General features: G+C 61.8%; 17 protein-coding genes. 5 read left to right on the top strand and 12 right to left on the bottom strand.

Annotation, left to right across the window (positions count from 1 at the left end):
- Positions 1-51: 51 nt before the first annotated feature.
- The 4 genes from TX24_RS01815 to TX24_RS01800 form a co-directional block, all read right to left on the bottom strand.
- On the bottom strand, positions 52-1,458 hold the full coding sequence (locus TX24_RS01815; protein ID WP_003188002.1) for a PIG-L family deacetylase: 1,407 nt from the start codon (positions 1,456-1,458) through the stop codon (positions 52-54).
- Positions 1,455-2,351 carry a GNAT family N-acetyltransferase gene (locus tag TX24_RS01810; protein ID WP_057709605.1) on the bottom strand — a complete coding sequence of 299 codons (897 nt, stop codon included), beginning with the start codon at positions 2,349-2,351 and terminating at the stop codon, positions 1,455-1,457. The genes TX24_RS01815 and TX24_RS01810 overlap by 4 nt, the downstream gene beginning before the upstream one ends.
- On the bottom strand, positions 2,352-4,109 hold the full coding sequence (locus TX24_RS01805) for a carbamoyltransferase family protein (RefSeq protein ID WP_003187998.1): 1,758 nt from the start codon (positions 4,107-4,109) through the stop codon (positions 2,352-2,354).
- 119 nt (positions 4,110-4,228) lie between these two features.
- On the bottom strand, positions 4,229-4,564 hold the full coding sequence (locus TX24_RS01800; protein WP_032900370.1) for a YceK/YidQ family lipoprotein: 336 nt from the start codon (positions 4,562-4,564) through the stop codon (positions 4,229-4,231).
- 269 nt (positions 4,565-4,833) lie between these two features.
- On the opposite strand from TX24_RS01800, the gene TX24_RS01795 reads away from it, so the two are divergent.
- Positions 4,834-6,846 (top strand): TonB-dependent receptor family protein, encoded by a 2,013-nt coding sequence (locus tag TX24_RS01795; protein WP_244175809.1) that lies wholly within the window; start codon positions 4,834-4,836, stop codon positions 6,844-6,846.
- Between the two features lie 98 nt (positions 6,847-6,944).
- Here TX24_RS01795 and TX24_RS01790 read toward each other — a convergent pair whose 3' ends face one another.
- The 8 genes from TX24_RS01790 to glnE form a co-directional block, all read right to left on the bottom strand.
- Positions 6,945-8,396 (bottom strand): lipopolysaccharide kinase InaA family protein, encoded by a 1,452-nt coding sequence (locus TX24_RS01790; RefSeq protein ID WP_057709603.1) that lies wholly within the window; start codon positions 8,394-8,396, stop codon positions 6,945-6,947.
- Positions 8,396-9,148, bottom strand: a complete 753-nt coding sequence (locus TX24_RS01785; protein WP_003187994.1) for a lipopolysaccharide kinase InaA family protein — start codon at positions 9,146-9,148, stop codon at positions 8,396-8,398. Before TX24_RS01785 ends, TX24_RS01790 begins: the two co-directional genes overlap by 1 nt.
- Positions 9,145-9,879, bottom strand: a complete 735-nt coding sequence (locus TX24_RS01780; protein ID WP_003187993.1) for a lipopolysaccharide kinase InaA family protein — start codon at positions 9,877-9,879, stop codon at positions 9,145-9,147. The genes TX24_RS01785 and TX24_RS01780 overlap by 4 nt, the downstream gene beginning before the upstream one ends.
- Positions 9,879-10,685, bottom strand: coding sequence for a lipopolysaccharide core heptose(I) kinase RfaP (gene rfaP / locus TX24_RS01775; RefSeq protein ID WP_057709602.1), 807 nt, complete (start codon positions 10,683-10,685; stop codon positions 9,879-9,881). Before rfaP ends, TX24_RS01780 begins: the two co-directional genes overlap by 1 nt.
- Positions 10,682-11,806 (bottom strand): glycosyltransferase family 4 protein, encoded by a 1,125-nt coding sequence (locus TX24_RS01770; RefSeq protein WP_003187990.1) that lies wholly within the window; start codon positions 11,804-11,806, stop codon positions 10,682-10,684. Before TX24_RS01770 ends, rfaP begins: the two co-directional genes overlap by 4 nt.
- Positions 11,806-12,867 (bottom strand): lipopolysaccharide heptosyltransferase I, encoded by a 1,062-nt coding sequence (gene waaC / locus TX24_RS01765; protein WP_032893895.1) that lies wholly within the window; start codon positions 12,865-12,867, stop codon positions 11,806-11,808. Before waaC ends, TX24_RS01770 begins: the two co-directional genes overlap by 1 nt.
- Position 12,868: 1 nt before the next feature.
- Entirely contained in the window at positions 12,869-13,903 is a 1,035-nt protein-coding gene (gene waaF / locus TX24_RS01760; protein ID WP_057709601.1) for a lipopolysaccharide heptosyltransferase II, read from the bottom strand.
- A gap of 221 nt (positions 13,904-14,124) precedes the next feature.
- Entirely contained in the window at positions 14,125-17,064 is a 2,940-nt protein-coding gene (glnE, locus tag TX24_RS01755; protein ID WP_057709600.1) for a bifunctional [glutamate--ammonia ligase]-adenylyl-L-tyrosine phosphorylase/[glutamate--ammonia-ligase] adenylyltransferase, read from the bottom strand.
- A 383-nt stretch (positions 17,065-17,447) separates the two neighbouring features.
- On the opposite strand from glnE, the gene aceE reads away from it, so the two are divergent.
- The 4 genes from aceE to msrA all read left to right on the top strand — a co-directional run bounded on the left by aceE (position 17,448) and on the right by msrA (position 25,574).
- Entirely contained in the window at positions 17,448-20,093 is a 2,646-nt protein-coding gene (gene aceE, locus TX24_RS01750; protein ID WP_003187985.1) for a pyruvate dehydrogenase (acetyl-transferring), homodimeric type, read from the top strand.
- Positions 20,094-20,104: 11 nt separating this feature from the next.
- Positions 20,105-21,751, top strand: coding sequence for a dihydrolipoyllysine-residue acetyltransferase (aceF, locus tag TX24_RS01745; protein ID WP_034134735.1), 1,647 nt, complete (start codon positions 20,105-20,107; stop codon positions 21,749-21,751).
- Positions 21,752-22,160: 409 nt separating this feature from the next.
- Complete coding sequence (locus TX24_RS01740) at positions 22,161-24,854, top strand: putative bifunctional diguanylate cyclase/phosphodiesterase (RefSeq protein WP_003187982.1); 2,694 nt, start codon at positions 22,161-22,163, stop codon at positions 24,852-24,854.
- A 72-nt stretch (positions 24,855-24,926) separates the two neighbouring features.
- On the top strand, positions 24,927-25,574 hold the full coding sequence (gene msrA / locus TX24_RS01735; protein ID WP_034134734.1) for a peptide-methionine (S)-S-oxide reductase MsrA: 648 nt from the start codon (positions 24,927-24,929) through the stop codon (positions 25,572-25,574).
- The last annotated feature ends 537 nt before the right edge of the window (positions 25,575-26,111 follow it).

Here is a 26,111-nt window from a genome sequence, read left to right as displayed (position 1 = left end):
AGCCCGGTAAAAAGGGCGACAGGCGCATACCGGCCTGCCTTCAATCGGCTCTCAGTCCTGCTTCAGGACCCACAACAGCTCGTGACGGCGCACGGCCTTGCGAAAGAATTCGTTCTCGCCATAGGGCGACGGCCTACGGCCCGCCAGCAGTTGCTGCAACCACCTACGCACTCGACGCTTGAACGGCGCTGACGGCTGCAGGTCGTGCATCATGCCCAGGGCCATGGCCTTGTCCTGCTGCTGGCTCAAGGCGAGGGCGAAACTGCACGGCACCAACTCCACAGCACTATCGAAACGCGGCGGCAACGCCACGCCAGCGCCGGAATCGCCCATGGGCCAACGGTCGTTATCATGCAGGTGATTGGCGTAGCCGAGCAATGTGTCGGGCTGCCACGCCAGGCCCTGCAAGGCTTCCAACACTGCCGCATGGGCGCAGATATGGTCGGCGTGGGGGTCCAGCAACGGCGTGGGCAACACGATGACCTGGGGCCGCGCCTTGAGCAGCAGCGCCCGCAGGTCGGCGATCAGGTTATGCCAGGTCGGCGCGCCATCAGCATCGCCAGGCAGGGCAAAACCATTGAACTGGCGAAACAGCCGCGTATCGGCCAAATCCGCTTCGCGGGAGGCTTGCGGCTGATCCGGCGCGGCTTGCATGGCTTGCAACTGCATGCAGAAGTAGCCCAACTGCACGCACTGCGCCTCGGGTACGCCCGCCCAGCGCGGCACCGCGACGCTGTCCCAGGCCCGCAAACGGCCCTTGAGGCGCGCAGCTTCAGCCTTGGGCAAGCCCATATGCTGATAATGCTCGGCCTCGATTTCACCGGCCGTCAGCGTGACGATCCAACTTTCAGTCGCCTGGCTGTAAAGGCTGAACGCAGCCAGTTCGGCATCGTCGGCATGGGGCGCGATCACCATCACACGTTGCTGGCGATAGTCCGGCTGGCGAAAGCGCCACAGCGTCGGCTGGCCCTTGATCCGGCAAAAACGCCCGCGCAATTTGAGCTTGCCCGCGGCCAAGGCTTCGGCGGCGCCGGTCAGGTTCAGATAACGCCGCCCAGCGACGCCGCGCTCGAAGGCTTGCCGGTCCGGGCTTGCCAGGCCCAACAGGTCCACCGCAGGGTCGAAGAAACGCCCCAGCCAGGTACTTTTCAACTCAACGCCGACGATCAGGGTTTCATCCGCCGCCAACGGCGCATCCAGCAGCAGCCGGCCCGCCTCCAGGTGCAAGCCGGGCTGTTCGCTGCCGGCCGGGAAGGCATACTCATAGCTGTCTTTGGGCGAGTAAAACAGGTGATCGGCAAACCAGGCTTCATGGGCGGCCCACAGCAGCACCGCAAGGATCAGCGGCAACCACCAGGCCACCAGTACGCCGGTGGCGACCAACACCAGCACGCCGATCAATAGCGCAATACGCTTGTTACGCCGATGGCGCTTGAGCAGTTGCTGTTTACGGCTCATACACTGAACACCGGCACCGGGTTGCACCAGCGCTCCTTGTATTCACGGTCGGAACGCCCGAAGGAAAAGCGCAGTGACTTGTTCGCCGCCCGCGCCTGTTCCCAGGCACTTTGGGTATTGAGAAAGCTCAGCACGCTGCCGGGGCTGAATGCACGGGTTTCAGGGTCCACGCCGCCGTTGACATACTCGGCGCTGAACCACTCGTTGGACTGCACCTGATACACCAATTGCACTGCAATCGGCGCGTCGTTCAGAAACAGCACCGAGCCGAACAGGAATTCCTTGAGCAACTCCAGCACCTCGGCCAGACGCGCCGCGCCCGCCGCCGGGAAGCCCCAACGGCGCTGGAACAGATCGCAATAAATCGCCGCCAGCTCTACGCTCGAGAACTCACTGACCGCCCGTACCACGCCGCCCGCCTCTTCCAACAGGCGCAGTTCACGCCGCTGGTTGTAGCGAAACTTCTTCGACAGGTCTTCGGGAGTACGCGCCATGGCCAACTGCTCGGCCTGGGGTTTGAGGGTGCTCACGCGCCCCTCGTTCAAAGTCGACAGGTAGCGCGCACGATGCCGCAACGGTACCTGCGCATCGGCAGCAATCGGCAGAATGATCTCGGCGTTGCCCAGGTCAAACAGGCCTTTCTTGCCGCTGCGCTTGAGCACGTCCTTGGACAGCGCCAGGTCGCGTCCCCAGGTGGCAATTGCCCCCTTGAGTTCACCACCTTGTTCCCAGCCCAGGTAGCGCACGGGTATCTGCGCCAGGCCGGCCAGCCGTTCGATCACCTGGGGATGGGTCGCCACGCTGCCGCCATAACGCTGCCAGGCCTGGGCGTAAACCTCGGCCTCGACAGGCGCCCAGCCACGTTCACGCCAGCCCTGGAAGCGGTTCAGCATTTAAACCACGGCGTCATAAGGGTCTACGCCGTCCTTGACCACGAGGATGTCTTCCATGATCAGGTACTGCAGGTCCGAACCGAAGAACATGTTCAGCGCGTCGGTCGGCGAGCAGATCATCGCTTCGCCACGACGGTTGAGCGAGGTGTTCAGGGACACGCCGTTGCCGGTCAGCACTTCCAGCTCTTTCATCATGTCGTAGTAGCGCGGGTTGTATTCACGCTTGAGCACCTGGGCGCGGGAGGTGCCATCTTCATGGACTACTTCCGGCACACGGGTCTTCCATTCTTCCGACACTTCAAAGGTGAAGGTCATGAACGGCGCCGGGTGATCGACCTTGATCATCTGCGGGGCCACGGTGTCGAGCATCGACGGGCAGAAAGGCCTCCAACGCTCGCGGAACTTGATCTGGTGGTTGATGCGATCCGCCACGCCGGTCGCACTTGGGCAACCAATGATCGAACGACCGCCCAACGCACGCGGGCCAAACTCCATGCGGCCCTGGAACCAGGCCACCGGGTTGCCGTCGACCATGATCTTGGCAATGCGCTTAGGCATGTTCTCGATCTTGCGCCAGTTCGGCTTGCTCTCGTGCTTGGCGCACGCGGCAATCACGTCTTCGTTGCTGTAGGACGGGCCGAGGTAGACGTGCTCCATCTTCTCAACCGGTACGCCACGAGCGTGGGACACATAGGCAGCCGCGCCAACAGCGGTACCGGCATCGCCGGAGGCCGGTTGCACGAACAGTTCTTTGACGTCGTCACGGGCAATGATTTTCTGGTTCAGCTTGACGTTCAGCGCACAGCCGCCAGCGAAGGCGAGCTTGCCGGTGTCCTTGAGAATGTCGCCCAGGTAATGGTCGATCATCTGCAAGGCCAGTTTCTCGAACAGCGCCTGCATGCTGGCCGCGTAGTGGATATACGGCTCGTCGGCGATGTCGCCTTCGCGCTTGGGGCCCAGCCACTCGATCAGTTTTGGCGAGAAGTAGAAACCCTTGCCCTTCTCTTTGTAGCGGCGCAGGCCGATGACGTTGGCGTAGTCGGTGTTGATCACCAGCTCGCCGTTTTCAAAGGAGGCCAGGCGCGAGAAGTCGTATTTGCTGGCATCGCCGTACGGCGCCATGCCCATGACCTTGAACTCACCGTCGAGCATCTCGAAACCGAGGAACTCGGTGATTGCGCCGTACAGGCCGCCGAGGGAGTCCGGATCGTAGAATTCCTTGATCTTGTGGATCTTGCCGTTTTCGCCGTAGCCAAAGAAGGTAGTGGCGTACTCGCCCTTGCCGTCAATGCCCAGGATCGCGGTTTTTTCCTGGAAGCCCGAGCAGTGGTAGGCGCTGGATGCGTGAGCCAGGTGGTGTTCCACCGGTTCGATCTTGATTTTCTTCGGATCGAAGCCCAGTTGCTCCAGGCACCAGACGATCTTGTTGCGATAGCGCTTGTAGCGACGGTTGCCCATCAGGATCGCGTCGAGGGCGCGGTCCGGGGCGTACCAGTAACGCTTGGCGTAGTGCCAGCGCGCCTCGCCGAACAGGCTGATCGGGGCGAACGGGATCGCCACTACGTCAACGTCCGAAGGCTTGATGCCGGCCTGTTCCAGGCAGAACTTCGCCGACTCGTAGGGCATGCGGTTCTTTGCATGTTTGTCGCGTACGAAGCGCTCTTCTTCGGCGGCCGCAATCAGCTTGCCGTCGATATACAGGGCTGCGGAAGGATCATGGCTAAGGGCGCCGGACAGGCCAAGAATCGTCAATGCCACTAGGGTCTAGCCTCTTTTAGTCTGCATGCAGGCGCATCGCGCCTGAAAAAAGTGTGTTTCCCGCCGGGGCGGGAAACAGCTAAAGGGCGGGATTATAGCTTAAAAGCGGTAGGAAGCTGTTAGCGCAGCTCGATGCTGCCGTCCGCGCTTTGGCGGTAGATCGTGTAGGGCAGCACGAGCGTGTCCAGGACAGCAGAGACGGGCACATCAAGAATGACCCAGGGAATACCATTCAACGAGAGATCACTTGCAGAGTTCGGCGGCCCATGCAAGACACACAAGTCATAAACCACGCCGCTATAAACACGCGGAACAGAGTTGCAGTAGGTATTCTTCCTCTTGAGGTCCAGAACAGTGACGTCATCGCCACGCAGCACCGTGGTCGTAGTGCCGCAGCCGCCCATGAGCAACGATATTCCCAGCAATACCAGCAACCTCAGAATAGGAGTCCGCATAGTTGATTCTTCTTGTTTGTTAAAAAGACCGAGAACCTAACACCACAGAACCAAGGCTTCAGGCTTACGCAGTCGACGCTAGGCGTAGGAAGCATCCCATTGCGCCCAGCGGTAAGGATTTCGGCAAATCAGAGGACGAGTCGTTAAACTTGTAACATTTTCGCCTGCGCCCCTCATTTGCGCGCTACCAACCGGCCCTTTCATGACTCCTTCTGCTCCAACCTGCCTTGCCTTACTGCTGGGCCTGTGTAACACCGCCCAGGCCGACAATGCGCCCCCTGATCCTGGACCCCAGCGTGGTCACCGGCTCGCGCAGCGCCAGCCCGACGTTCGACCTGCCGTATTCAGTGGACGGCATCAACCGCGAACAGATCAACGACGGCCAACTCGGCATCAACGCCTCCGAAGCCCTGTCCCGCGTACCCGGCCTGGTGGTGCAAAACCGCCAGAACTATGCGCAGGACCTGCAAATTTCTTCCCGAGGCTTCGGCGCCCGTTCAGCATTCGGCGTGCGCGGCATCAAGCTGATCGCCGACGGCATCCCCGCCAGTACCCCGGATGGCCAGGGCCAGGCCGCCACCTTCAACCTCGATACCGCCGAACGCATCGAAGTGCTGCGCGGCCCGGCGGCGACGCTGTATGGCAGCAACGCCGGCGGCGTGATCCAGATGTTCTCCCGCGACGGCGAAGGCCCGCCGCGTATCGGCGCCGAAACCCTGGTGGGCAGCGACGGGCTGAACAAGAACCACCTCAGCGCCGAGGGTGCGGCAAACGGCGCCGGGTTTGTGCTCGACGCCTCGCGCATGGACACCAATGGCTACCGCGATCACAGCAGCGCGCGCCGTGACCAGACTTTCGCCAAGCTCAATTTCGAGCCCGATGACGACAGCAAGCTGGCGCTGATCTATAGCAGCCTGGAGCAGAACGGTACGCAGGATCCGCTGGGGCAGACATGGGCGGCATACAAGGCCGACCCGCGTTCGGTGAGCGCCAATACGCTGAACTACAACACGCGCAAAAGTATCGATCATCAGCAATTGGGGATGAATTACGAGCGGTATTTCGGTAGCGCGACCTTGCAGGTCAATGCTTATACCGGGCGCCGTAGTGTGATTCAGTACCTGTCGATCCCCAAGGGCACGCCCGCCAACGAACGCGGCGGTGGCGTGGTGCAATTTGACCGTAAGTTCTACGGCGGCAGCGTACGCTGGATGCAGCCCATCGAAAGCGCGCCTGGCGAGCTGATGATCATCACCGGCCTGGACTTCGACCAAAGCGAAGACAGCCGCCATGGCTATCAGAACTACAGCGGCAACACCCTCGGCGTGAAAGGCCAACTACGCCGCGACGAAATCGACACGGCTCGCAGCCTCGACCCGTATATCCAAGCCAACTGGGCCCTCGACCGCTGGACCCTGCAAGCCGGCGTACGCCACAGCACGATGCAGATGGACGTTGACGACCAGTTCCTCAGCAATGGCGACGCCAGCGGCAACAAGACCTACCAGAAAAACACACCTTCAATGAGCGTGATGTATGCGTTCACCCCCGACCTGCATGGCTACATCAGCGCAGGCAAAGGCTTTGAAACCCCGACCCAGGCCGAGCTGGCCTATGCGCCGGGCAACACCGAGGGCTTCAACTTCGGCTTGAGGCCGTCTGAAAGTACCCAATATGAAATGGGTGTGAAAGCGCAACTGAACAACACGCGGATCAACGCCGCCGTTTTCCAGATCACCACCGAGGACGAACTGGTGGTGCAGCAATCCATCGGTGGCCGTACCAGCTACCAGAACGCCGGTCGCACATTGCGCCGCGGCTTCGAACTGGGCGTTGAAAGCCAACTGAGCGACCACTGGAGCACCAGCCTCGCCTATACCCGCCTGCAAGCTCAATACGACAGCGACTTCGTCAATAACGGGAAAACCATCGACAAAGGCAACTACCTCCCCGGCGTGCCACAAACCACTCTGTTCGCCGAACTGAACTGGAAACCACGGGACTGGGTCAGCACCGCCATCGAAGGCATGTACCGCAGCAAGGTCTACGTAGAAGACACCAACCAACAACGCGCCGCACCGGCCTACAGCGTCTTCAACTGGCGCGCGCGGTTTGAGCAAAAGGTAGAGCACTGGACCTTTCACCAGACCCTGCGCCTGGATAACCTGCTGGATCGCCAGTATGTGGGGTCGGTAATTGTGGGCGACGGCAATGGTCGCTATTACGAAGCCGCGCCGGGGCGGTCGTGGTATGCGGGGGCTGGGGCGCAGTACCAGTTCTGAATGCAGCGCCTGGACGGGCGCCATCGCAGGCAAGCCCGCTCCCACATTTTGACCGCGTTCACAGATCAAGTGTGGGAGCGGGCTTGCCCGCGATAGATTTAACTGCCGACACCCGCCTCTTTGGGCAAGCGCTGGTCAATCACCTGGTACAGCGCACTGCCCTGCGGCCAGTTACGCATAAATCGCGCACGGTCTTTGGCATACGCAGGGGCGAAGCTGGACAGCGAGCCGTGCTGACACATGGCATCCAGGTCGATCATCGCCCAGCGCCCGTCGCTCCAGAACAGGTTATGGCCTTTGAAATCCCCATGGCTGATGCGCTCGCGGATCAACTCGGCGAACAACTGGTCCAGTGCCTGCAACTCGCTCTCCGGCGCCTCGCCGCTCTCCACATACGGCGCAAAGCGCTCGATGATGTCTGGCCCAGGCAGGTATTCGGTGACCAGGTAAGCACGGCTGCGCAACCACAGAAACCGTTTCTCCAGTACCGCCAGCGGCTTGGGTGTGGCAAAATCCAGGAAGGCCAGGCGGTTGCCTTCGCGCCAGGAGTGCCAGGCGCGGCTCGGGCGCCAGAAGCGCTTGAGCCAATGGGCAAAGCCCTTGATGTTGTAGCGTTTGATCACCAGCGGTCGGCCGGCCACGTCAACCTTGGCCACGCTCGCCGCGCCACCGGTCTTGTACAGGTGACCCTGGTCGAGCAACGCATCGGCCTGCTCCAGCACCGGCACCATGGCGGCTTCTTCTTCGCGGCGGATCGCACGCAGGCCAAAAGCGCCACGCACCACACTGAACAGCGTGCATTCGCGGCCGGTCTTGTCCAGGTAGTCTCTCAAACGCCAAGCGCTGACTTTACGCACCTGCTTTTCCAGGGCTTGCATTGGCAAGGCGTGTTCGCCGTTGGCCAGCAGGTAATACACCAGCAACTCTTCGTTAAACGGCTCAAGGCTCTTGGGCAGTTGGGCGAAGAACACACCGAGGTTTTCCAGCACGCGATTGCGTGACAGCGGCTTGCCCGCCTCTTCGACACGAATGCCGGCGCCATCGATCAAGTACAGCTTGCCGTCTTTGCGCAGCAGGTTGTCCAGATGCAGGTCTTCCTGCCACAGGCCCTTGGCATGCATCTGGGCAATCGCGCCCAGCGCTTCGGCGAGCACGGCAGTTTGTTCGTCCGCCAACGGCGGCAGGTTTTCGACGGCGAGCCAAGCGTCGGACAGGCTTTGAGCGCCCTCGATAAATTCAAACAGCAGCCAGCCACCCTCGCCGTCCTGCAAACCATCGGCCAGCAGCAACGGCGTGGTCAGGCCCTGCTCAGCCAACAGGCGTACACCTGTGAGCTCACGCTGAAAATGCCGCGCCGCCTTGCTGCCCACCAACAACTTGGCCAACACCGGGCGACCCCGCCACACGGCGGCCCCCACGTAGCGCTGCCCCGGCAACACCCGCAGCAGGCTCAGCAATTGCAATTGCCCAGGGCCGGCGGCATCCGCCAGGTCGAGGGTCAGCGGCAGGCTGGGGGTACGCCCAGCTGTTTTCAGCTCGGATAAGCGCATCAGCGGTTCTCCTTGTGGCTGCGGCGTGCGGTCAGGCGCTGGTGCCAAGTGGCGACCAAGGCACTGTCCTCGGGCTGCTCAAGGTACGCCGCCAGCAGTTGGCGCACCTGCGCATCCGACCATTGCGGCGCGCGGCGCAGCAGCGGTTCCAGGTCCTTGACCCGGTCACGCCAGCCAAACAACAGCGGGCGGGTTTTCTCCAGGTCGATCAACTGCGCGGCGTAACCCTCACCGGCAGGCTGCAGGAAAATATGCTTGGGGTAAAAACAGCCATGCACCTGCCCGACGCTGTGCAGATGACGCGCCAGCTTGCCGCACGCCGACAGGATCGCACTGTGCTGGGCCGCGCTCAATTGCGGCCACTGCTCCAGCAACGAGTCCAGGTCATTCCAGCCATCCAGCGCACGGGTGAGCAGCATCGCCCGGCGCTCGCCCTTGACCTTGCGCTCACCGAAGAACGCCGCTTGCAGGGCCGGGATGCCGAGCTTTCGATACAGGCTGATGTTACGAAACTCGCGGGCAAAACTCGGCTCGCCAAACGGGCGGTGCAAGGTGCGCGTGAGGTAATTGCTCTGGCGTTTGAGGTAGTAACCCTGCCCCTCAAGCTCCAGGCGATACACGCTGCTCCAACCGTCGCCGCTGGTGTTCGGCTCGTCCACCGCATCCAGTTGCTTGGCCCACAACGCGTCGAAGGTCGCCAGACCGTTGCGCTCAAGCAGAGCGCGGTCTTCGGCCGCCAGGAAGTCACTCATTCGCGTCCCTCGAAAAACTTCACCACATGGCGAATTCGCTGTTTGTCCGACGCGGTCAAGTGCGCGCGCTGGCGATATTGCAGGTAGAAGCGCAGGCGCTGGGTGGCCGACAAGTGATACTTGGCGACTTTGTCCAGGCAGGCCAGGTCTTTGGTGATGCGGTACTTGAGCCAGAAGCCGCGCCAGAAATCGCCGTTGGGGCAATCGATCAGGTACAGGGTGCGCTGGTCGTCCACCAGCAGGTTGCGCCACTTCAAGTCGTTATGGGTGAAGCGGTGATCGTGCATGGTGCGCGTGTATTCGGCGAGCTGGCGGCTGATGCCATCGACCCACCGGGGATCTTTGAGGCGCTCATCGTGACGCTCGGCCAGCACCGACAGATCTTCGGTTTTGGGCAGTTCACGGGTGATCATGGCACCTCGGTTATAGGCCAGGCCCTTGCGGTCCAGGCCCCAGGCCACCACGTCGGCGGTGGGGATGCCCCACTTGGCGAAACGCTTGAGGTTCTGCCATTCGGATTTCACCCGTGGCCGGCCCAGGTAACGACGCAGGCCCTTGCCGGCACCTACGTAGCGTTTGACGTAATAATTGACCCCGCCACGCTCCACCCGGATCACTTCAGACAACGGGTCGCGGGTCAGCCGCTCGCCTTGCAGGGCGAACACCGCGTCCAGGCTTCCAAAGTCATCCGCCAGGGCGGCGTAGGCAGGTTCCAGATTCCAACCCGCCATCAGATCGCATCCCCGTATCGTTGTTTACGCGCATACAGCTTTGCTGCCATGCGTTCCAGCGCAGACAACAGCGCGGTTTGCTCCGACAGGATCTGGCGCAGCGGCTGCTGGAAGTAAGCCTTGAGAAAACGCAGCTTGTCGCGCTGGGTCAAGCCGATCTCCAGCGCGGAGTAATACAGGCCGGCCAGGTCTTTATTGCGCCAGCGCACAGGGATCGTCGCTCGCACCTGGGCGCGGTGCAGATCGATCACCGACAGCTTGAGGTTGTCGACGCTGATGGGCCGGTCGGTGTGCAGCAGGAAATGGCACAGGTAGCAATCACGGTGGTTGACGCCGCCACGGTGCATCGCGCCCACGGTACGCGCCAGCTCAAGGGTCAAGGCATGCTTGATGGCCGGCACGGGCGGTTGCTTGACCCAGTCCAGGGTCAGGTCTTCCAGGCTGATGATGGGGGTCAGTTCCTGGGTGATGATGAACGAATGCTGGTCGGCCGGGTTGCTGCCTTTTTCACCGAACGCCACGGCGGTCATGGTCGGCACGCCAAGCGCCTGCAAACGCTGGATCGCCACCCACTCCTGGCCCGCGCCCAATACTGGCAATTTGGCGGTGACCAGGTTCTTGAGGATCTCGCCCCAGCCGATCCCACGGTGAATCTTCACAAAATAAGGCTGGCCCTCGACCACCGTACGTAACGTACGGCGAGCGGCCAGCTCGCGGAACACCTGGCCTTCCAGCTTCTCGACCTCGGCGAACGCATCGCGCCCGTCCCAGAGGGTCTTGAAGGGTTCGGCTAGAATCAACTTCATCGGTTTGGCTCCGCCAGAATCAGGTCCGCAGCGTACTGCGGCATGCTAAAGAGGTCGGCCGTCTCAGCGAAGGCCAGACCATTGCGACTCCAGGTCGCACGCGCTTGTGGGTCGTCGAGCATATCGACCAGATACTGGTTGAGCTGGGTTTGCTCGAACGGCTCGTCCAACACCCGGCCGCTCTGGGCCTTGTCGATGTAGAACGCATAGCCGCACACCTGGCTCACCAGTACCGGGAGGCCGGCGACCACCGCTTCGACCAGCACCATGCCGGCCGCCTCGTTGTACGCGGGGTGAATCAACAGGTCGGCCCCCAGCAGGAAGCGCGGAATATCATTGCGGCCCTTGAAGAACTGCACCTGGTCGCCCAGGCCCAGCGCTGCGCTCTGCAATTGGAATACTTTGGGGTCGTCCTGGCCGATTACAAATAGCCGGGTGCGTTTCTTCAGGCGCGAAGGCAGTGCGGCCAGCGCCTTGAGGCTGCGGTCGACGCCCTTGGTCTTGAACCCCGAACCGATCTGCACCAACAGCAAATCATCTTCAGCCAAGCGAAATTCAGCGCGGAACTCGGCACGGATCTCGGCGGCGTTCGGCGGCGCGCGGCGGTCGCGGGCGATACCCGGTGGCAACAGGTGAAAACGCTCAGCCTGGGTGCCGTAGTACTGGGTGAACAACTGCTGCTGATGCTCGGACAACACCATGATCTGCGTCTTGGCGTTCTTATCGAACACGGCGCGCTCGTATTCGGCAAAGTGCTTGTAGCGCCCGAACCAGCGATACATCGGGTTGCGCAGGGTCTGGGCCTTGTCCTCGAACACACCGTCGGCGGCAAAGTACAGGTCCAGCCCCGGCATCTTGTTGAAGCCCACCACGCGGTCTACCGGGCGCTTGGCCAGGTCGGCCTGAATCCAGGCGTAGAGCTTTTCGTTGCGGCGGTGGTTGACCAAGGCCTTGACCGGCGCCACCAGCACTTCAAAGCCTGGCGGGATATCGCCTTCCCAGATCAGGGTGTACACCCGAATGCTGTGGCCGCGCTGCTGACACTCCAGGGCGATGCGCATGAAGTCGCGTTGCAGGCCACCGAAAGGGAAGTACTTGTACAGAACAAAAGCCAGTTGCATCAGTGCTGCTCCTCGGCCAGTAACAACGTGCTCAGCCGGCTTGCGACACGCTCAGGATTCAGGCGCGTGAAGCACAGGGGTGACTCGCGCGCGATGTCGAACCGCCGCAGGTCGTCGGCAGTGGGTTGATACGTGCACTGTTTTTGCAGGCAAGGCGCACACGGCCAGTCGCTGGCCAAATGGATCTGGCCTTTGCCATAGGCGCCGGTAAGGCCTGGGTTGGTGGGGCCGAACAGGGAAATGGTCGGCACGTCCAATGCCGCCGCCAAGTGGCCGAGGCCGGTGTCGACGGCCACGCAGGCACGGGCGCTCGCCAATATACGGGCCACGCCCGCCAGATTGAGCTTGGGCAACACTTCAGCGTTGGGCAGGCCCAGGGCCAAGCGTTCGGCCCGCGCCTTTTCGGCGGCGTTGCCCCACGGCAGTTTCACGTCCACGCCCAGGCGGCCCATGCGTTCGGCCAGCTCGCGCCAATAGGCTTCGGGCCAGTGCTTGGTGTCCCAGGTGGTACCGTGCAGCAGCAATACGAACGGTTTTTTCGGCGGCAGGCCGAGCAGTTTTTCGACGCTCAGGCCGTAGTCGCCCAGGCGTTGAGGCAGGTCGTAGCCCAGCGCCACGGCGAACAGCTGGCGCAAGCGTTCTACCGCATGCTGCCCACGGGCCACGGCCAGGCGCCGGGAATAAAAGCGCGCAGCCAGAGGTTCTCGCGCAGAATCTTTGTCGAAGCCGGCGATGGGCGCCCGCACATAGCGGGTCAGCCAGGCGCTTTTGAGCAAGCCCTGGGCGTCGATCACCAAGTCATATTTGGTCGACTGCACCGCCTGCTTGAAGCGCCGCCATTCGCCACTCTTGACGGTTTGCCAAAGGTTTTTGCGCCAGCGGCGGATCGCCACCGGGATCACCTTGTCGACCGCCGGATGCCAGGTGGGGATTTCGGCAAAGCCTTCTTCCACCACCCAATCGAACCGAATGCCGGGGATCGCCCGCGCGGCGTCGGTGAGCGCCGGCAAGGCATGGATCACGTCGCCCAGGGATGAGGTCTTGATTACCAGAACCCGCAACTCAGCGAACCTCGACCACGTCGCCCTGCAACCGCTGCAAGGCATCGGTGACCGGCTGGGGCAGCAACTGGCGCAGGCAGTTGTAGTGGCCGAAGCGGCAGGTACGCTCAAAGCACGGGCTGCAATCCAGGCCCAGGCGCACCACTTCGACCTTGTCGGCCAACGGCGGAGTGAAGCCTGGGGATGTGGAGCCGTACACCGCCACCAGCGGACGGTTCAGCGCCGCCGCCACATGCATCAGGCCGGAGTCGTTGGACACCACCGAGTCGGCGCACGACAACAGGTCGATGGCCTCGGCCAGAGACGTGTCGCCACTGAGGTTCACCGCCTCTTCACGCAGACCGGGGATCAGGCGCTGGCGGATGTCTTCACCCACCGAATGATCGTTCTTGGAACCGAACAACCACACCTGCCAGCCTTCGCGGATCTTCGTCTCGGCAACTCTGGCGTAATGCTCCGACGGCCAGCGCTTGGACTCGCCAAACTCGGCGCCAGGGCACAGAGCCAATACGGGCCGATCCAGGGTCAGGCCAAACTTGGCCAGCGCCGCGTCGCGGGTCACCGGGTCGATCTGCAAGCTGGGGCGCGGGTACGGCTTGGGCAGTTCAGCGCCCGGCTCGTAGGCCAAAGCCATAAAGCGTTCGATCATCAACGGGTAGCGGCCTTTATCCAGGGTGCGTACGTCATTGAGCAGCACATAGCGAAACTCGCCGCGCCAGCCGGTGCGCTTGGGGATACCGGCAAAATACGGCACCAGCGCCGACTTCAGCGAGTTAGGCAGCAGGATCGCCTGGTCGTACTGGCCGGCCATGGATTTGCCGATGCGGCGGCGGGTCGCCAGCTCCAGGGCGCCGTGGCCGAGCGGGAAGCTCAAGGCCTTGCGCACCTGGGGCATACGCTCAAGGATCGGCCGGCTCCACTCAGGGGCGAGCACGTCGATCTGGCAGTCTGGATAGCGCAGGCGCAGGCACTGAAACAGTGTCTGTGCCATCACCATGTCACCGACCCAACTGGGCCCAACGATCAGAATATTCATGTAGTTTCCACAAACGATGCGGGGAGGCTTATGCCTCCCCGCCTCGATAATGACTGTAGATCGCGGTGCGCCAGGGAGCATCTTTATGTGGGAGCTGGCTTGCCTGCGATTGCATCACCTCGGTATCACTGATAAACCGAGGCGCCTGCATCGCGGGCAAGCCCGGCTCCCACATTAATCCGCATCCCATATAAAAATTGGCGTCGCCAATCAGTCGAGTTTCAATTTAAGCCCAGCGCTTGCCAGATTCGCATCACCTGTCGCCGCTCGTCGGCGAACTGGTCCCCCGAGACCGTGCCGGCCTCGTTCTGCAAAGCCTGGCGGTGCGCGGCGGAGCGGTAGGCCTTGTACACCTCACGCAGCAAATGGGCATCGGCGGCGGGCATCAGCCCGACCTGCTCCAGGCCCTCCAAAATGCGGATATTGTCGGTGTAGCGCAGCAACGATGGATGTTGCGCAGACCACGCCAAAGCCGCGTATTGCACCATAAATTCAATATCGACGATACCTCCGGCGTCCTGCTTGAGGTCGAACACCGCCGTGGCCTCGAAGGCATTGGCGCCCCTGCCGGCCGTCGTGGCCTTGGTGCCCAGGTTGTCACGCATCTTGGCACGCATCTCGCTCACCTCCTGGCGCAGCTTCTCCAAGTCCCGTTCACGCCCCAACACGTTGGCCCGTACCTGCTCGAACGCCTGGCCCACATCCTGGCTGCCTACCAGCACCCGCGCACGGATCAGGGCCTGATGTTCCCAGGTCCAGGCTTCATTTTGTTGATAGCGGTCAAACGCCCCCAGGGAACTCACCAGCAAGCCGGAGGCGCCGGAAGGTCGCAGGCGCATGTCCACTTCATACAGCTGGCCGGAGTTGGTCTGGGTGGTCAGCAGGTGAATGATGCGCTGGCCCAGGCGCGTAAAGAACTGCGCGCCATCGATCGGCTTGGCACCGTCCGTCTCGGCCTGGGGGTCGCCGTCATGGATAAACACCAAGTCCAGGTCCGAACCATGCCCCAGTTCGATGCCGCCGACTTTCCCATAACCGACAATGATGAAGCCAGGATCGCACAGGGTGCCGTCCAGGCGCTGCGGCGAGCCGTGACGGGCGACGGTCTGGCGCCAGGCCAGGGCCAGCACTTGTTCAAGAATGGCTTCGGCCAGCCAGGTGAGGTAGTCGCTGACCTTCATCAACGGCAGGCTGCCGGCGATTTCCGAGGCAGCCACCCGCAGGCGGTGCGCCAGTTTGAAATGGCGCAAGGCTTCCATCTGTTGCTCAAGGTCATCTTCGGGAATACGCGTGAGGCGCTCGCGCAACTCCGCAGCCAGTTCCGGCGCCAGCGGCGGCTTGAACAAGCGGCCTTCGTTGAGCAATTCATCCAGCAACAGCGGGAAACGGGTGATCTGTTCGGCGATCCACGGGCTGGCTGCGCACAAGGTCAACAGGCGACGCAGGGCGTCGGGGTTCTCGGTGAGCAGCACCAGGTAGGCCGAACGCCGGGCCACGGCTTCCACCAGCGGCAACACGCGTTCCAGCACCAGGTCCGGGTTGGCATGTTCGACGGCCTGGGCCAGCAGGCGCGGGATAAACGCATCCAGGCGCTCGCGCCCAAGGCGCTGCATGGCGCGCAACTGCGGGCTGGCGCGCAGGCTGGCCAAGGCCTTGAGGGCCTTGGGGGCATCGGTGAAACCGCCTTCACTCAATTGGCGACACGCGGCGTCGTCATCCTGGGATTCCTCCCACAGCGGCAACCATTCACCACCGACCACCAATTCGCTTTCTTCACCCTCTTCTTCATCAGGGTCGGCAATCACTTGGCGAAAGTGCCAGTCCACACGGCCGCGCCAGTACATCAGGCGCTCGTGGAACGCCGCCCAGTCACTGAAGCCCAGCATAAAGGCAATGCGCGCCTGGTCTTCGGGGCTGTCCGGCAGCATTTGCGTCTGGCGGTCGGCAATCGCCTGGATCGCATGTTCGGTGTAACGCAAAAACTCGTAACCGCTGCGCAGCTCGCTGATCACCGCCGCAGGCAAATAACCCTGGCCTTCCAGGGTGCCCAGCACGTTCAACAGCGGGCGTTGCTGCAGGCTGAGGTCGCGGCCGCCATGGATCAGCTGGAATGCCTGGGCGATAAATTCCACCTCACGAATGCCGCCCGCGCCCAGCTTGATATTGTCGGCCATGCCCTTGCGCCGCACTTCCTGCTGGATCAATTGCTTCATGGTGCGCAGCGCTTCAATGGCCGAAAAGTCCAGATAACGGCGATAGACAAACGGGCGCAGCATGTCGAGCAGTTGCGCGCCAGCCACCTGGTCGCCGGCCACCACCCGCGCCTTGATCATGGCGTAGCGCTCCCAGTCCCGGCCCTGATCCTGGTAGTACTGCTCCAGCGCGTTGAAGCTGAGCACCAAGGCGCCGGCCGAACCGTAGGGACGCAGGCGCATATCGACGCGGAAGACAAAACCGTCGACGGTCATCGGGTCCAGGGCCTTGATCAGCTTTTGACCCAGGCGGATAAAGAACTCCTGATTATCCAGGGCGCGCTTCACGCCCATCGTTTCACCGCCTTCTGGATAAGCGAAGATCAAATCGATATCCGACGACAGGTTCAGCTCCACCGCACCGAGCTTGCCCATGCCGAGGATGACCATGTGCTGCGCCTCGCCGCTGCGTGCGCCGGTCGGCGTGCCGAATTGGGCGCAGTGGCGCTGGTACAGCCATTGATAGGCCTGGTCGATGCAGGCGTCGGCCATGTCGGACAGGTCGCGACAGGTTTGCACCAAATCGGCCTGGCGTGTGAGGTCGCGCCAGATGATGCGCACCTGCTGGCGCGTGCGTTGGCGGCGCAGCACACGGCCCAGCTCATCTTCTGTTTCGGCCTGTTGCACGGCGCCGGCTATCTGGCTGCACAGCTCGCCGGGCGCAAAGCCGCGGTCCAGCTCGCCCCAGGCCGCTAGCTCAAGCAACATCAAAGGGTCACGAACACTCTGTTCAATGACGAAATCACTGGCGGCGCACACGCGGGCGAAGTCGGCCCACCGTTGCGGCATCCACGCAGAAAGGCCATGATCGCCATCCAGCGCGGCCACTGCGTCACGAAATGACTGCTCGGCCCGGTTGGCGTAAGGCAACAGAATGGCCGGCAGTTCGGCCAGCGTTGGAAGGCTCATGGTCTATCCTTGATCGGCGTGTAAATGGCGTGTAGCTGTGAAGGCAAGAGCCATGCTCGGTGAAGGACTGTCGAACAAAGGTTAGAAATAGCTGAAATTAAATTAATCTTGGCAGGCAACATCAAAGTTTCACCTTTTCTTGTTCGCAATAGACCAACAATAACGATTATGCTCACCAGCAAGACCGAGCCATACGCTCAGTCTTGTGTAGTTTTACTACTCGTATATACATTCGAAAGGCTGAAATGGCCGACGATTTGTAGTAAAACTACAGGACGCCGAAGCAACCTTCGGCCATCCAAGAATTTATGTCGTCTGCCCACAAGGCCAGTCGCAAACTTCAGGCAACCGATTCTGGTAGCCTTTCCGCCCTGGAGCAAGCCATGCAAGACCTCGATCCCGTCGAAACCCAGGAATGGCTGGACGCCCTGGAATCGGTTCTCGACAAAGAAGGCGAAGACCGTGCTCACTACCTGATGACCCGTATGGGCGAACTCGCGACCCGCAGCGGCTCGCAACTGCCTTACGCCATCACTACGCCATACCGCAACACCATCCCCGTTACCCACGAAGCACGCATGCCTGGCGACCTGTTCATGGAACGCCGCATTCGCTCGCTGGTACGTTGGAACGCCATGGCGATGGTAATGCGCACGAACTTGAAAGATTCGGACCTGGGCGGTCACATCTCCAGCTTCGCTTCCAGCGCAACCCTGTATGACATCGGCTTCAACTACTTCTTCCAGGCCCCGACCGACGAACACGGCGGCGACCTGATCTACTTCCAGGGCCACACCTCGCCAGGCGTCTACGCCCGTGCGTTCATGGAAGGTCGCATCAGCGAAGAACAAATGAACAACTTCCGCCAGGAAGTCGACGGTCAGGGCCTGTCGTCCTACCCGCACCCTTGGCTGATGCCTGATTTCTGGCAGTTCCCGACCGTTTCCATGGGTCTGGGCCCGATCCAGGCGATCTACCAGGCACGCTTCATGAAGTACCTGGAAGCCCGTGGCTTCATCCCTGAAGGCAAGCAGAAAGTCTGGTGCTTCCTGGGCGACGGCGAGTGCGACGAGCCGGAATCCCTGGGCGCCATTTCCCTGGCCGGCCGCGAGAAGCTCGACAACCTGATCTTCGTCATCAACTGCAACCTGCAGCGCCTCGACGGCCCGGTTCGCGGCAACGGCAAGATCATCCAGGAACTCGAAGGCGTGTTCCGCGGTGCTCAGTGGAACGTGACCAAAGTCATCTGGGGCCGCTTCTGGGACCCACTGCTGGCCAAGGACGTCGACGGTATCCTGCAACGTCGCATGGACGAAGTCATCGACGGCGAGTACCAGAACTACAAAGCCAAAGACGGCGCGTTCGTCCGTGAGCACTTCTTCAACACGCCTGAACTCAAGGCGATGGTTGCCGACCTGTCCGACGACGAGATCTGGAAGCTCAACCGTGGCGGCCACGACCCGTACAAGGTCTACGCGGCGTACCACGAAGCGGTCAACCACAAAGAACAACCCACCGTCATCCTGGCCAAGACCATCAAGGGTTATGGCACCGGTGCCGGCGAAGCGAAGAACACCGCGCACAACACCAAGAAAGTCGATGTCGACAGCCTGAAGTTGTTCCGCGACCGCTTCGACATTCCGGTCAAGGACGAAGAGCTGGAGAACCTGCCGTTCTTCAAGCCAGAGCCAAACAGCGCCGAAGCCCGCTACCTGAGCGAGCGTCGCAGTGCACTGGGCGGTTTCGTGCCACAGCGCCGCGCCAACAGCTTCAGCGTACCGACGCCAGACCTGAGCACCCTCAAGGCTATCCTTGACGGCTCGGGCGACCGTGAAATCTCCACCACCATGGCCTTCGTGCGTATTCTGGCGCAGCTGGTCAAGGACAAGGACATCGGCCCGCGCATCGTCCCGATCATCCCGGACGAAGCCCGTACCTTCGGTATGGAAGGCATGTTCCGTCAGTTGGGCATCTACTCCTCCGTCGGCCAGCTCTACGAGCCAGTCGATAAAGACCAGGTGATGTTCTACAAGGAAGACAAGAAGGGCCAGATCCTCGAAGAAGGCATCAACGAAGCGGGCGCCATGAGCTCCTTCATCGCTGCCGGTACTTCGTACTCCAGCCATAACCAGCCAATGCTGCCGTTCTACATCTTCTACTCGATGTTCGGCTTCCAGCGTATCGGCGACCTGGCCTGGGCCGCTGGCGACAGCCGCACCCGTGGTTTCCTGATCGGCGGTACCGCCGGCCGTACCACGCTGAACGGCGAAGGCCTGCAACACGAAGACGGTCACAGCCACATCCTGGCTGCCACCATCCCGAACTGCCGCACCTTTGATCCAACCTACGGCTATGAGCTGGCGGTGATCATCCAGGACGGCATGAAGAAGATGACCGAAGAGCAGCAGGACGTTTTCTACTACATCACCGTGATGAACGAGTCCTACCAGCAGCCAGCCATGCCGGCCGGCGTGGAAGAAGGCATCATCAAGGGCATGTACCTGCTCGAAGAAGACACCAAGGAAGCGGCGCACCACGTACAGCTGATGGGCTCTGGCACCATCCTGCGCGAAGTGCGTGAAGCGGCGAAGATCCTGCGTGACGAGTTCAACGTCGGTGCCGACGTATGGAGCGTCACCAGCTTCAACGAACTGCGCCGTGATGGCCTGGCCGTGGAGCGCAGCAACCGTCTGCACCCTGGCCAGAAGCCAGCCAAGAGCTACGTCGAAGAGTGCCTGGCCGGCCGTAAGGGCCCAGTCATCGCCTCTACCGACTACATGAAACTGTTTGCTGAACAAATTCGCCAGTGGGTCCCGTCCAAGGAATTCAAAGTCCTGGGCACCGATGGTTTCGGCCGCAGTGACAGCCGCAAGAAGCTGCGTCACTTCTTCGAAGTCGACCGTCACTTCGTGGTGTTGGCAGCCCTGGAAGCCTTGGCTGACCGTGGTGAGATCGAACCCAAGGTGGTGGCTGACGCCATCGTCAAGTTCGGGATCAACCCGGAAAAACGCAACCCACTGGACTGCTGAGGAGATTTTTTGTGAGCGAACTCATTCGCGTACCTGACATCGGCAGCGGTGAAGGTGAAGTAATCGAGCTGTTTGTGAAGGTCGGCGACACCGTCGAAGCCGACCAGAGCATCCTGACCCTGGAGTCGGACAAGGCGAGCATGGAAATCCCTGCTCCCAAGGCCGGCGTGGTCAAGAGCCTGAAAGTGAAGCTGGGCGACCGCCTGAAAGAAGGCGACGAACTGCTGGAGCTGGAAATCGAAGGCGCTGCCGATGCAGCCCCTGCGGCCGCGGCTCCGGCCGCTGCTGCACCTGCACCAGCCGCTGAAAAGCCTGCCGCTGCCGAGGCTGCTCCAGCCCCGGCCGCTGCACCTGCCGCCGCGACCGTCCAGGACATTCACGTCCCGGACATCGGCTCGTCGGGCAAGGCCAAGATCATCGAGCTGCTGGTCAAGGTCGGCGATACCGTCGAAGCCGACCAGTCGCTGATCACCCTGGAGTCCGACAAGGCCTCCATGGAGATCCCATCGCCGGCTGCCGGCGTGGTGGAAAGCATTGCGGTCAAGCTCGAAGACGAAGTCGGCACCGGTGACTTCATCCTCAAGCTCAAAGTACAAGGTGCTGCGCCAGCCGCCGCACCAGCACCGGCTGCTGCTCCGGCTGCCAAGGCTGAAGCGGCACCTGCCGCTGCTGCTCCTGCGCCGGCCGCAAAAGCCGAAGCTGCGCCAGCCCCTGCGGCTGCCGCACCTGCGCCAAGCGGTGCCAAGGTTCACGCCGGCCCAGCCGTGCGTCAGCTGGCCCGTGAATTCGGCGTCGAGCTGAGCGCTGTTGCAGCCAGCGGCCCTCACGGCCGTGTGCTGAAGGAAGACGTGCAGGCTTACGTCAAAGCCATGATGCAAAAAGCCAAGGAAGCTCCGGCTGCCGGCGGCGCTACCGGTGGTTCGGGCATTCCGCCGATCCGTACCGTGGATTTCAGCCGTTTCGGCGAAATCGAAGAAGTGCCGATGACCCGCCTGATGCAAATCGGCGCGGCAGGCCTGCACGCCAGCTGGCTGAACATCCCGCACGTGACCCAGTTCGACCAGGCCGATATCACCGACCTGGAAGCGTTCCGCGTTGCGCAGAAAGCCGTGGCCGAGAAGGCCGGCGTGAAGCTGACCGTGCTGCCACTGCTGCTCAAGGCCTGTGCACACCTGCTCAAGGAACTGCCGGACTTCAACAGCTCGCTGGCGCCAAGCGGCAAGGCGATCATTCGCAAGAAGTACGTGCATATCGGCTTTGCGGTCGACACCCCGGATGGCCTGCTGGTACCGGTCATCAAGAACGTCGACCAGAAGAGCCTGCTGCAACTGGCTGGCGAAGCGGCTGCGCTGGCTGCCAAGGCCCGCGACAAGAAGCTCACCCCGGACGACATGCAGGGCGCCTGCTTCACCATCTCCAGCCTCGGCCACATTGGCGGCACTGGCTTCACGCCAATCGTCAACGCGCCGGAAGTGGCGATCCTGGGTGTGTCCAAGGCCACCATCCAGCCTGTGTGGGACGGTAAAGCGTTCCAACCCAAGCTGATGCTGCCACTGTCGCTGTCCTACGATCACCGCGTGATCAACGGCGCCGCGGCTGCGCGCTTCACCCAGCGCCTGAGCCAGTTGCTGAACGACATCCGCACCATCCTGCTGTAAGTCACAGGGCCTTCCTGTTACCGGGAAGGCCCTTGCCACACCGATTTCCGAGCGCCACGCTCGTACCTCAACCCCGCCACTTGGCGGGGCTTTTTTTGCCTGTTTTTTTTGTAGGAGCGAGCTTGCTCGCGAAGATCGTCAACGATGACGCGGACCTTCTGGATAAACGCGGTGCCCTGGCGTTTTTCGCGAGCAAGAACTAGGCGTCCCCCTCGCTCCTACAGAGGACAGGCGTGAACCATCGATCACCCCAATTACAGAAAACCCTCGCGCGGCCGATAACAGGCTTATAGCACTTAGCCTTCATCCTCTCTTGTCACTGCGTGCTGCATGATGCAACCTTGCCGCAGTCGACAGTCAAGAGGGCGTGAGCCCAGCGCAGTGCGCATTTTTCCAAGCGAGTTTCCCCATGAAAAGCCAACCCGATGTCGCCCGTATGGCGGCCGAGGTAGTGACGCAATTACCGGTGCCTTCGCGCCTCGGTATGCTGCGTTTCGAGCGGCTTAATGAGGCAAGCTGGGCGCTGCTCTACCTCGACCCCAATTGCGAGCGTCAGTTTGGCCTGCCAGCGGTTGAACTCTGCGCCTTGATCGGCACGCCCTACGCCAGCCTGATGGAACCCCAGGCGCGCTATCAGTTGCACGATGCGATCCAGCAACAACTGGCCCAGAGCCCCCATTATCTGGTGCGCTACACCCTGCACACCCATGACGGCCCGCTAAGCGTTTTGGAGATGGGCGAAGCCTACAAACAACACAACCGCCACCTGGTGCGCGGCTACCTGATGGTGGTTGAGGGGCTGTTCAGCGAGATCAGCACGCCCGCCCCAACCGTCGACCTGGAAAACCAGAACAGCCGCCTGCAAATCGCCCTGGAGCTCAACCAGCGAGCGCAGCAGGAACAGTTGCAGCACCTGGAGCGGGTGCGTGCCCAGCAGGAGTTGATCCTGCTGCTGGCGCGCCAACGCTACACCACGCCCAACTCCCTGCAAGAAGCCGCTGAGCTGATCACGCGCAGCGCCTGCGACATCTACCAGATCGACTGCGCCAGCATCTGGAACCTCGAAGGCCATCACCTGGTACCGATCTCGGCCTACCACCGTGCCGATCAACAACACCACCTGCCCGAAGCCATCGACGCCAGTGGCTTCCCGGATTACCTGGAAGCCCTGCACTCGAGCCGCGCCATCGATGCCACCCATGCGCTGCGCGACCCACGTACCCGGGAAATGGCCGAAAGCCTGCGCGCCAAGGACGTCCACGCGATGCTCGATGCCAGCATCCGTGTCGATGGCCAGGTCGTCGGCGTGCTGTGCCTGGAACAAGGCGGCAGCCCGCGCGCGTGGCAGTCCGATGAGATCGCGTTCGCTGGCGAGCTGGCAGACCAGTTCGCCCAGGTCATCAACAACCACAACCGCCGCACCGCCACCAGCGCCTTGCACCTGTTCCAGCGCGCGGTAGAGCAAAGCGCCAACGCGTTCTTGCTGGTCAATTGCGATGGCGTGGTGGAGTACGTCAACCCCAGCTTCACCGCGATTACCCAGTACAGCGCCGAAGAAGTCCACGGCCATCGCCTGGCCCAACTGCCGGCCCTGGAAAACCTCAGCGAGTTGCTGTTCGACGCACCCTCGGCCCTGGCCAAAAGCAACAGCTGGCAAGGCGAGTTCAAGAGCCGCCGCAAGAACCTGGAACCCTACTGGGGCCAGTTGTCGATTTCCAAAGTGTATGGCGACAACCGCGAGTTGACCCACTACATCGGCATCTACGAAGACATTACCCAGACCAAGCTGGCGCAGCAGCGCATCGAACGCCTGGCCTACACCGACAACCTGACCAACCTGGGCAACCGACCGGCGTTCATTCGCAACCTCGACGAACGCTTTGCCCGCGACAGCGACAGCCCGATCAGCCTGCTGTTGGTGGACATCGACAACTTCAAGCGCATCAACGACAGCCTCGGCCACCAGACTGGCGACAAGTTGCTGATCAGCCTGGCGCGCCGCCTGCGCAACAGCTTGAGCAGCGGCGGCAGCCTGGCGCGTTTTGCCAGTAACGAATTCGCGGTGCTGTTGGACGACGCCGACCTTGAGACCGGCCAGCAGGTGGCCAGCCAGTTGCTGGCCACCCTCGACAAGCCGATGTTCGTCGACAACCAGCTGATCAGCGTCACCGGCTCCGTGGGCCTGGCCTGCGCGCCGCTGCATGGCCGCGACCCGCAAACCCTGATGCGCAACGCCGGCCTGGCCCTGCACAAGGCCAAGGCCAACGGCAAGCACCAGGTGCAAGTGTTCACCGAAGCGCTGAATGCCGAAGCCAGCTACAAGCTGTTCGTGGAAAATAACCTGCGCCGTGCCCTGACCCAGAACGAACTGGACGTGTTCTACCAGCCCAAGCTGTGCCTGCGCAGCGGCCGCTTGCTGGGCATGGAAGCGCTGTTGCGCTGGAACCATCCGGAAAAGGGCATGATCCGCCCCGACCAGTTCATCAGCGTGGCCGAAGAAACCGGGCTGATTATCCCCATCGGCAAATGGATCGCGCGCCAGGCTTGCCGCATGAGCCGGCAATTGACCGCCGCAGGCCTAGGCAACTTGCAGGTGGCCATCAACCTGTCGCCCAAGCAATTCTCCGACCCGGACCTGGTGGCGTCGATTGCGACCATCCTCAAGGAGGAACAGCTGCCGGCCAACCTGCTGGAGCTGGAGCTGACCGAAGGCTTGCTGCTGGAAGCCACCGAAGACACGCGCCTGCAACTGGACCAGCTCAAGAGCTTCGGCCTGACCCTGGCGATGGACGACTTCGGCACCGGTTACTCGTCGCTGAGCTACTTGAAAAAATTCCCCATCGACATCATTAAGATTGATCGCAGCTTTATCCATGAAATCCCGGACAACCAGGACGACATGGAAATCACCTCAGCGGTGATCGCCATGGCCCACAACCTCAAGCTCAAGGTGGTGGCCGAAGGCATCGAGACCGCTGAGCAGTTGGCGTTCCTGCGCCGGCACCGTTGCGACGTGGGCCAGGGCTATCTGTTCGACCGCCCGATCCCGGGTGCCGAGCTGCTGCACAGGCTTAAACGCTACCCGCGCGGGCCAATCGCCTGACAGCGCTGTAACACTCGGGCACACTGGCTGTCTGACAATTTACTGTTACTCAACCTGACGAGAGGACTGATCATGGTCTTGCGCTCGGAAATTCTGGTGAACAAAAACGTGCTGCCTACTCAAGAACAAGCTCTGCCTGGTCGTGAAACCCCGATGAAGTTGCCCGAAACGCACTTCGTCAACGGCAACCCACTGCTGGGCCCGTTCCTGGATGACGTCGGCTTTGCGATCTTCGGCCTGGGCTGTTTCTGGGGCGCGGAACGCAAGTTCTGGCAGCGCGACGGCGTGGTCAGCACCGTGGTCGGCTACGCCGGCGGCTTTACGCCCAACCCCACTTATGAAGAAGTCTGCTCTGGCCTCACCGGCCACAGCGAGGTGGTGCTGGTGGTGTATGACCAGGCCAAGGTGAAATACGAAGACTTGCTGAAGATGTTCTGGGAACTGCACAACCCGACCCAGGGCATGCGCCAGGGCAACGACATCGGCAGCCAGTACCGTTCGGTGATCTACGCCACCACACCTGAGCAACTGGCGGCGGCCAAGGCCAGTGCCCAGGCTTATCAACAAGAGCTCAGCAAGGCCGGCCTGGGTGAGATCACCACGGAAATCGAAGAGGCCCCGACGGTGTACTTCGCCGAGGCGTATCACCAGCAGTACCTGGCGAAGAATCCACAGGGTTACTGCGGGATCGGCGGTACGGGCGTGACCTGCCCGATCTAAGGTCAACATAAAACCAAATGTGGGAGGGGGCTTGCCCCCGATAGCCATAGGTATCTACACAATTTTGTAGGTTGTCTTAGCCGACGGTAACCACGATGCGAAGCGAGCCGCTCTTGATCTTGATCTGCTTTTGATCTCAAGCGCCCCGTTAAACCACGCTGGCCGTAATTCGACAGTGATTTGGGGGGGTAAACCGGCAGGGATGCCGGTTTAGCCGCCCCGCGCCATGGATGGCGCGGGGCGGCGGCCCCCCAAATCACTGGCGGATTACGGGCACACCGAGCCTGAGCGAGGTGCCGAGTGGTGGGGCAGGAGCGTTTTGCTTACTTTGGCCTGGGCCGGCATCCCGGCTTTTGCAAAGTGAGCCGCCGTCAGGGCGGAACCCTAAGTGGCCGTTACCGCAGGAATGGATATGTACACGATCCAACTGTGTCGACCGTCAGGCCGTCTTCGCAGGCAAGCCAGCTCCCACATTTAGATCTTGGGGTGTCAGGTAGAGATGCGTCGGCCGTCAGGCCGCCACTCGAGCAAGCTCCC

The organism is Pseudomonas lactis (assembly GCF_001439845.1).
In the GTDB taxonomy this organism is placed as follows: Bacteria; Pseudomonadota; Gammaproteobacteria; order Pseudomonadales; family Pseudomonadaceae; genus Aquipseudomonas; species Aquipseudomonas lactis.
Note: the sequence above shows the minus strand (reverse complement) of the source record. Positions and strands in the feature narration are given on the sequence as shown.